Annotated in this window: 8 protein-coding genes; 4 read left to right on the forward strand and 4 right to left on the reverse strand. The window is 68.4% G+C overall.

Features of this window, described 5'->3' with window-relative positions:
- The first annotated feature begins 79 nt into the window (after positions 1 to 79).
- On the forward strand, positions 80 to 1,063 hold the full coding sequence (gene holA / locus ACFOSH_RS00805) for a DNA polymerase III subunit delta (RefSeq protein ID WP_378236606.1): 984 nt from the start codon (positions 80 to 82) through the stop codon (positions 1,061 to 1,063).
- A 52-nt stretch (positions 1,064 to 1,115) separates the two neighbouring features.
- Here holA and rpsT read toward each other — a convergent pair whose 3' ends face one another.
- The gene (rpsT, locus tag ACFOSH_RS00810) at positions 1,116 to 1,376 is read right to left on the reverse strand and encodes a 30S ribosomal protein S20 (protein WP_125786046.1); all 261 of its coding nucleotides are present in this window, start codon (positions 1,374 to 1,376) and stop codon (positions 1,116 to 1,118) included.
- Positions 1,377 to 1,708: 332 nt separating this feature from the next.
- Between rpsT and ACFOSH_RS00815 the strand changes: the two genes are divergently transcribed.
- Positions 1,709 to 2,614, forward strand: coding sequence for an EamA family transporter (locus ACFOSH_RS00815; protein WP_378236607.1), 906 nt, complete (start codon positions 1,709 to 1,711; stop codon positions 2,612 to 2,614).
- Between the two features lie 23 nt (positions 2,615 to 2,637).
- Positions 2,638 to 3,012 carry a VOC family protein gene (locus ACFOSH_RS00820; RefSeq protein WP_378236608.1) on the forward strand — a complete coding sequence of 125 codons (375 nt, stop codon included), beginning with the start codon at positions 2,638 to 2,640 and terminating at the stop codon, positions 3,010 to 3,012.
- On the opposite strand, the gene ACFOSH_RS00825 is transcribed toward ACFOSH_RS00820, so the two are convergent.
- On the reverse strand, positions 3,009 to 3,611 hold the full coding sequence (locus ACFOSH_RS00825) for a class I SAM-dependent methyltransferase (RefSeq protein WP_378236609.1): 603 nt from the start codon (positions 3,609 to 3,611) through the stop codon (positions 3,009 to 3,011). The genes ACFOSH_RS00820 and ACFOSH_RS00825 overlap by 4 nt on opposite strands.
- A 113-nt stretch (positions 3,612 to 3,724) precedes the next feature.
- Here ACFOSH_RS00825 and lepA point away from each other — a divergent pair, with 113 nt between their 5' ends.
- Positions 3,725 to 5,566 (forward strand): translation elongation factor 4, encoded by a 1,842-nt coding sequence (gene lepA / locus ACFOSH_RS00830; protein WP_378236610.1) that lies wholly within the window; start codon positions 3,725 to 3,727, stop codon positions 5,564 to 5,566.
- A gap of 53 nt (positions 5,567 to 5,619) precedes the next feature.
- Here the strand turns inward: lepA and ACFOSH_RS00835 are convergent, their stop codons facing one another.
- Together ACFOSH_RS00835 and ACFOSH_RS00840 are read right to left on the reverse strand one after the other, a co-directional pair.
- The gene (locus ACFOSH_RS00835; protein ID WP_378236611.1) at positions 5,620 to 6,066 is read right to left on the reverse strand and encodes a pyridoxamine 5'-phosphate oxidase; all 447 of its coding nucleotides are present in this window, start codon (positions 6,064 to 6,066) and stop codon (positions 5,620 to 5,622) included.
- Between the two features lie 57 nt (positions 6,067 to 6,123).
- Positions 6,124 to 7,887 carry a family 20 glycosylhydrolase gene (locus ACFOSH_RS00840; protein ID WP_378236612.1) on the reverse strand — a complete coding sequence of 588 codons (1,764 nt, stop codon included), beginning with the start codon at positions 7,885 to 7,887 and terminating at the stop codon, positions 6,124 to 6,126.
- Positions 7,888 to 8,089 lie beyond the last annotated feature (202 nt).

Genomic DNA, 8,089 nt, shown 5'->3' on the forward strand with positions numbered 1-8,089 from the left:
GAGCCTCAGGTGGGGCCACCGTGCCCGGAACACATCACCGGACAAAGCACACGAGAGGAGGAGTGGGAGGATCGTCACCGTGACGACGCAAGCTTCCGCCCCATCGCCGCTGGTCCTGGTTCTCGGTGAGGAAGAGCTGCTGATCGAACGCGCGGTCCGCGCCTCTTCGGACGCGGCCAAAGCGGCCGACCCGACGGCGGATCTCACCCGGATCCGGGTGTCGGACCTCACAGTCCCCGCCCTCGCGGAGATGGTCAGCCCCTCGCTGTTCGCCGAGGGCAGGGTGATCGTCCTCGAATCCGCGCACGACATCTCGCAGGAGCTCTCCGACGGGGTGATGGCCTACGTCAAGGCGCCCGCCGACGGCATCGTGCTCGTCGTCGTGCACAGCGGAGGCGGCCGGAGCAAGGCCGCGAAGGCGCTTCCCGCGGCCTTGAAGAAGGCCGGGGCGGAGATCGTCGAATGCCCGAAACTGACCAAGGCCGCCGAGCGGGAATCCTTTGTCCGCAACGAGGTCCGCCGGGTCGGCGGGAAGATCGACGGTGCGGCCGTGCTCGCGCTGATCGACGCCGTCGGTTCGGATCTGCGCGAGCTGTCGTCGGCCGCGACCCAGCTCGTCGCGGACGCCGGTGGAACGGTCGACGAGCAGGCGGTCCGCCGCTACCACCGGGGCCGTGCGGACGTGAACGGGTTCGCCGTCGCCGAGAAGGCCGTCGCCGGCGACATGGCGGCGGCCCTGGAATCGCTGCGCTGGGCGATGCAGCTGGGTGTTCCGCATGTGCTGGTCGCGGATGCTCTGGCCGACGCAGTGCGGACGATCGCGCGGGTGTCCGGTGCCGGCCGCGGGAACCCGAACCAGATGGCGGGCGAGCTGGGGATGCCGCCGTGGAAGGTGCGCAAGGCGCAGGGGCAGGCCCGTGGCTGGGGCCAGGACGGTCTCGCCACCGCGATGCGGGTCGTCGCCCGGCTCAACGCCGAGGTCAAGGGTGCTGCGGCCAACCCTGAGTACGCGCTGGAACGTGCCGTCCTGCAGGTCGTCGACGCCCACGGCACAAGCCGCTGAACATGGCGAAGGGCCCTTGCGGCGCGAGTCGCAAGGGCCCTTCGAAAACCGATCAGAGAGAGTTCGCGCGCTTCGCGAGCGCGGACTTCTTGTTGGCGGCCTGGTTGGCGTGGAGAACGCCCTTGGTGACGGCCTTGTCCATCTTCTTGGCCGCGTCCTTCTGCAGCTCCAGGGCCTTGGCCTTGTCGCCGGCGTCGGCGGCCTCGCGGAACTTGCGGATCGCGGTCTTCACCGAGGACCGGATCGCCTGGTTGCGCTGACGCGCCTTCTCGTTGGTGGTGATGCGCTTGATCTGCGACTTGATGTTGGCCACGGGGGCGCTCCTCTTGAATCTCTCGGTGGTTTCACCGCCGCGCTGTGACCGGCCCTGCGCGCTCGTGAAAGCGGCGCGGGTTTCCTCCATGACGGAATGCCACACAGCGGTGAAGGGCCAGCTTAACAGTCGTCCCGGGGCGGATCGTGGCCGCCTCCGCGCGTGCTGGTGCGGTACGGTGAAGATCGTAGTGCCTAGGGTTCCGCCGCCTGTCCGCACAGCGAAACACACAATCAGGACAGGCGGGACAGGTCCGAGCGGCACCATCGGCGGGGCCGGAAGCGTCGCCGTTCATCTGACGGGACAAAAGCCTGGAGGACCGGGTTTTCCGCATGCGCGGAAAACGTGAAAGGTCCGTCGTGAACGCCACCGCTCTGTCCCTTGTCATCGTCGCCGCCGTCATCCACGCGGGCTGGAACCTGGCCGCCAAGCGGATCCGCCGGGGCGGCGCCAGGTTCGTCTGGGCTTACTACAGCGTCTCCGCGATCCTGCTCATCCCCGTCATGGCGGTCTCGCTGGCCGTGGAGCCGCAACGTCCACAGTGGACTTGGCTGCTCGCCGCCGCGGTCACCGCGGTGTTCCACGTCACCTACGGAGTCGTCCTCCAGCGGGGTTACGCCGTCGGTGACCTGTCCGTCGTGTATCCCGTCGCCCGCGGGACCGGGCCGCTGATCTCGGTGCTCGCGGCCGTCGTGCTGCTCGGCGAGCGGCCGGGGGTGCTCGGCCTGGTGGGCGCGTTCCTCGTGGTCGCCGGGGTGCTCGTCATCGGCACCGGGCGAGCGCCGGCCCATGCCGACGCCGCTGATCACGCCGCTCGCCGCAAAGGCGTGGCGTACGGACTGCTGACCGGGCTCACGATCGCCGCCTACACGCTGTGGGACGCGCATTCGGTCACCGGTCTCGGTGTCCCGCCGATCATCTACTTCGGGACCGGCGCGATCGTGCAGAGTCTGCTCATGGCGCCGTACGCCCTGAAGGACCGCGAAGAGGTCTCGTGGCTCTGGCGTGAGCACAAGCGTGAAGTCCTCATCGTCGGACTGCTCTCACCGGTCGCCTACCTACTGGTCCTCTACGCCCTCCAGATCGCCCCAGTGAGCCTCGTCGCACCGGCGCGGGAGCTGAGCATCGTCCTGGGCGGCCTGGCCGCGTGGCTGGTCCTGAGGGAGGCGAACGCCGTCCGGCGGCTGGCCGGGTCGGCGGTCGTGCTGGCGGGGATCACCGCGATTGCGATGGCCTGAACCCATCGGGTAGGGATTGAGCCATGGACGTGCTGAGCAGCAGGGTGCTGATCCACCCGAAGGACATCGACGTGTCGACGGCGTTCTATCGGGACACCCTGGGCCTGGCCATCGACAAGGAGTTCCCCGGCGGGACGGTGTTCTTCGCCGGGAACGGGTCGATCGAGATCGTCGGCACCGGGAAGACCGGCCCGACTCCCGACGTCGCCTTGTGGCTCCAGGTCCGGGACCTGCCCGCGGCGCTCGAGGAGCTCGCCGCGAAGGGCTTGGACCCTGTCCGCGGAGCGCGCCGTGAGCCCTGGGGCCTGGACGAAGCGTGGATCGCCGATCCGGACGGCACCAGGATCGTGCTGGTCGAGGTCCCGCGTGAGCATCCGTTGCGCACCGACCCGCGTTAGGCCGTGGGTTCGGCCGCGCAGGGTTTGACCGCGCGCAGCTGAGCGGCGAGGGAAGCGCCGATACCCGGCGGATCCCAGGTCCAGGTCTGCAGGTCGGTGAAGCCGGCTGCCGCCGCTTCGTCGGCCAGCTCGTGCCGGGACACCGGCAGCCACTTCTCGTGCGCCGACAGGAGCAGCCTGCCGCCGGGTCGCAGCACGCGGACCAGCTCGGCGAACCCGGCCGCCCGGTCCTCCCAGAGCTGCACGTTGTTGACGGTCAGGACCACGTCGACACTCTCGTCCGGCTCGCCCGTGGAGTCCGCGGTACCGGCCTTCAGCTCCACCTTGTCGCCGCACCGGCGCCGGGCGCGGGAGAGCATCTCCGGGGACGGGTCGACGCCGATCGCGCGGCCGGCGCGCTCGGCGGCCGCTCGCAGGCCGATACCCGGACCGGGGCCCACGACGAGGGCGGTTTCACCGGATTCGATCGACGCCAGTTCCACGACGCGAAGTTCGGTGGCAGCGTTGCCGTGCGCCATCGCCAGGCCACCGAACCGGCCGAGCAGTCCCCCGGGATGGCCGAACGTGCGATCGAGCATTTGGGACAGTGAAGTACTCATACTTCGAGGGCACCACAGCGCACCACGGGCCGCATCGGGGATGACCCCCACTCGCACCCGGAGCGGCATGGGACCATAGGGGTGGCACACCCCGACCTTCGCGAGGAAACCCGTTGACGACGTTCGCCGACACGACCTTCACGCCCCCGGAGCTCATCCGGAACTTCTGCATCATCGCGCACATCGACCACGGCAAGTCGACCCTGGCCGACCGGATGCTGCAGCTCACCGGTGTGGTCGAGGAACGGGCCATGCGCGCGCAGTACCTCGACCGCATGGACATCGAGCGGGAACGCGGGATCACCATCAAGGCGCAGAACGTGCGCCTGCCCTGGAAGGTCGACGGTCAGGACCACGTCCTGCACATGATCGACACTCCCGGGCACGTCGACTTCACCTACGAGGTCTCTCGCGCGCTCGAAGCGTGTGAAGGGGCGGTTCTGCTGGTCGACGCCGCGCAGGGGATCGAGGCGCAGACGCTCGCGAACCTGTACCTCGCGCTGGAGAACAACCTCCAGATCATCCCGGTGCTCAACAAGATCGACCTGCCGTCGGCCGACCCGGACAAGTACGCCGCCGAGATCGCGCACATCATCGGCTGCGAGCCGTCGGACGTGCTGCGTGTGTCCGCGAAGACCGGTGTCGGGGTCGGCGAGCTCCTCGACGCGGTCGTGCAGCAGGTACCCGCACCGCAGGGTGACGCGGACGCCCCGGCACGCGCGATGATCTTCGACTCGGTGTACGACACCTACCGGGGCGTCGTGACCTACATCAGGGTCGTCGACGGCAAGATCACCCCGCGCGAGCGGATCAAGATGATGTCCACCGGTGCCACGCACGAGCTGCTGGAAGTCGGGATCATCTCGCCTGAGCCCAAGGCCAGCAAGGGGCTGGGCGTCGGCGAGGTCGGCTACCTGATCACCGGTGTGAAGGACGTCCGCCAGTCCAAGGTCGGTGACACGGTGACCTCCGAGCGCAACGGCGCGAAGGAGGCCCTCGCGGGCTACCGCGAGCCGAAGCCGATGGTCTACTCCGGGCTGTACCCGGTGGACGGTTCGGACTACCCCGAGCTGCGTGAGGCCCTGGACAAGCTCCAGCTCAACGACGCCGCGCTGGACTACGAGCCCGAGACGTCGGTGGCGCTCGGCTTCGGCTTCCGTTGCGGCTTCCTCGGCCTGCTGCACCTGGAGATCACCCGTGACCGGCTGGAGCGCGAGTTCGGCCTCGACCTGATCTCCACCGCGCCGAACGTGGTCTATGACGTCGTGCTGGACGACGGCAAGGAAATCCACGTGACCAATCCCTCGGACTGGCCGACCGGGAACAAGATCGACAAGGTGCTCGAGCCGGTCAGCAAGGTGAGCATCCTGGCGCCGTCCGAGTTCATCGGCACGATCATGGAGCTGTGCCAGAACAAGCGCGGTCAGCTGCTCGGCATGGACTACCTGTCCGAGGATCGCGTCGAGCTGCGGTACAACATGCCGCTGGGTGAGATCATCTTCGACTTCTTCGACACGCTGAAGTCGCGGACACGCGGCTACGCGTCGCTGGACTACGAAGAGGCAGGCTCGCAGGCGGCGGATCTGGTCAAGGTGGACATCCTGCTGCAGGGCGAGGGCGTCGACGCGTTCTCCGCGATCGTGCACAAGGACGACGCGTACAACTACGGCAACCGTATGGTCAACCGGCTTCGCGAGCTGATCCCGCGGCAGAACTTCGAGGTGCCGATCCAGGCCGCCATCGGGGCCCGCATCATCGCCCGCGAGACCATTCGCGCGATCCGCAAGGACGTGCTCGCGAAGTGCTACGGCGGTGACATCTCGCGTAAGCGCAAGCTGCTGGAAAAGCAGAAGGAAGGCAAGAAGCGGATGAAGACCGTCGGCCGGGTCGAGGTCCCGCAGGAGGCTTTCGTCGCCGCACTGTCCACAGAGGATTCCGGTACCAAGAAGAAGTAGGCGCTACTCACGGAAAAGGCCGCCCGGCAACGCTTCGGGCGGCCTTTTCCGGTTCAGCGATTCCCGCTGACGCGGTTCGCCGTGACGAAGACGGCGACGCGGCGTTCGGCGGCCATCACGCGGTCGTACTCGTCCCAGTCGTCGTGGGTTCCGGTCGCCGCGACGAAGACCTCGCGCAGCAGCCGGGGAAGCCCGGCGGGGTCGAAGCCCGGATCCGGGTCGTCCGGGCCGATGAGGTGGGTTTCGCCCTGGACCGCCGCCCACTCCCAGCCACGCCGGAAGGTGATCGTGGCGTGGCCGGCCCGGCGGAACAGGTCGAGTTTCTTCACCCCGCCCATCGCGACGAAGGCGACTCCCGGCGCCTTCGTGACCGGGTCTTCGAAGACCCCGGCGTTGACCACCGAGGAGTGCACGGTGCCGTCCGCGCGGACCGTCGAGACGGTCGCGAGTCCGTTTTCGCGCAAGGAAAGGGTGCGGACGAGTTCGAGGTCTGCGGCCATGGATCCACCGTAGCCCGCCCGGCCGGTATTGGGGGCCGAGCGGGCGAGCGGAGCGGATCAGCAGGTGCCGTCGTCGCGCCAGACACCCCATTCGCCGGTGGTTCCGGGCTCTTCGGCCCGCGTCCACCACTTCGCGTACCACTTGTGCCCGTTGTGGGAGACGCTCGTGCCACCCGTGTAGGCGGCAGCGCGGTCCCATGCCGGGAGTGAGCAGGTGCCCGGGTTGCCGGATCCGGTTTCCCAGGGCACCTGGCTCGACTTGTAGTAGCCGAGGCCCTGCGCCTGCCAGCGCGGGGCCTGCGCGCCGAGGCGCACCCGGAAGGCGTTCCAGTCGTGCGTCGACCACGGCGACCAGCCGAGTTCGGCGTGCGCCGGGAGCCGGGGGAAGGCGAGGTAGTCGATGTTCGCCGGGGTCACCACGGTTTCGGTCCACAGCGGGGATTCGACGCCGCGGACGGCGGATTCGGGCACGCCGGAGAGGTAGGCGCCCGGATTCCAGTTGTAGGCGTCCTGGACCTCGATGTAGCCCGCCCACGAGAGCCCGATCGGCGTGCTGGAGTTGTACTTCATGTCCAGGTACGCCTTGTTGGCCGGCGACATGATCACCTTGCTGCCCCTGGCGACTGCGTTCGAGACCTCCGTGCTGGACGTCGTCGTGCCCCAGAACTGCGGGGTCGCCGTGGCGGGCAAGGTGGCCTTGCCGATCTCGTGCCAGCCGACGACCTGCTTGCCCGCGGCGGCGACCATCGGCAGCACGCGGTTCATGAAGGTGCGGTAGTCGGTGTCGCTGGTGGCCTGGGCCTCGTCACCGCCGAGGTGGAAGTACGGCCCGGGGGTCAGCGCGGCGATCTCCCGGATGACGTCGTTGACGAAGGTGTAGGTGTTCTCCTTCGAGATGCAGAGCGAGCTGTAGCCGACAGCGGTGTCGGTGCGCAGCGGGGGAGCGGTGTTGTTGCAGTTCAGCTCGGCGTACGACGCCTGGGCGGCGTTGGTGTGCCCGGGCATGTCGATCTCCGGGATGACCGTGATGAACCGCGAAGCCGCGTAGTTGACGATCTCGGTGTACTGCGCCTTGGTGTAGTAGCCACCGGCGCCGCCTCCGACCTGGGTGCTGCCGCCGTAGGTGGCGAGCCGCGGCCAGCTGTCGATCTGGATGCGCCAGCCCTGGTCGTCGGCCAGATGCAGGTGCAGGTTGTTGATCTTGTATTGGGCCAGCTGATCGATGTACCGCTTGACGCTCGCGACCGGGTGGAAGTGCCGGGCGACGTCGAGCATCGCGCCCCGGTAGCCGAAGCGCGGGTAGTCCAGGATGTCGGCGCCCGGGATCGTCCAGGGACCTTCCTGGACCGTGGAGCTCTCGATCTTGCCGGGCAGCAACTGGCGCAGTGTCTGTACGCCGCCGAAGAGGCCCTGGGCCGTCGTCGCGCGCAGGACGACGGAAGAGGACGTCGAGTTCAGCTGGTAGCCCTGGTCGCCGACGCGCGCGTCGGCGCCGGACAGCAGGAGCGAGATGCCATCGGTGGGCGTGCCCGAAGGCGCGTCGGAGACGGGCAGGGCGAAGCCGGTGGACGTGCGGAAGACCCCGGCGAGGTAGTCGCCGACGGCCTTGGCCGGTGCTGAGCCGGCCTGGGTGTAGATCTTGGTGTTCGCGGTCAGGGAGTGGTCGGCGCCGGTGACCGCTTGGGCCGAGACCGGTACCGGGACGATCGCGTGCAGTGGCGGGGTGGCCGCGTCGGCGACGGGGGCGGCTGCGGTGGTGACGCCGGCGAGCAGCGTCACCCCGACGAAGGCGCGGCCCAGCCGCGCTCTCAAGGTCTTCACCGGGGCCTCCAGGGGACGGGGAGACGTGACCCACGTCACGACTGGTCAGATAGTCGCATCTCCCGCCCTAAAGGTCTAGACCACCAAGGGGGAACCTTCAGGGTCCCGGCAAAGTCGGTTTGGGTCTGCATGAGGGCAGGCACGGTCTCTGGTTGATCATGTGAGTGTCTAAGTCCCATGATCGTGTGAGAGAACCGTGCCT

The organism is Amycolatopsis speibonae (genome assembly GCF_042647925.1).
Classification (GTDB): Bacteria; Actinomycetota; Actinomycetes; order Mycobacteriales; family Pseudonocardiaceae; genus Amycolatopsis; species Amycolatopsis speibonae.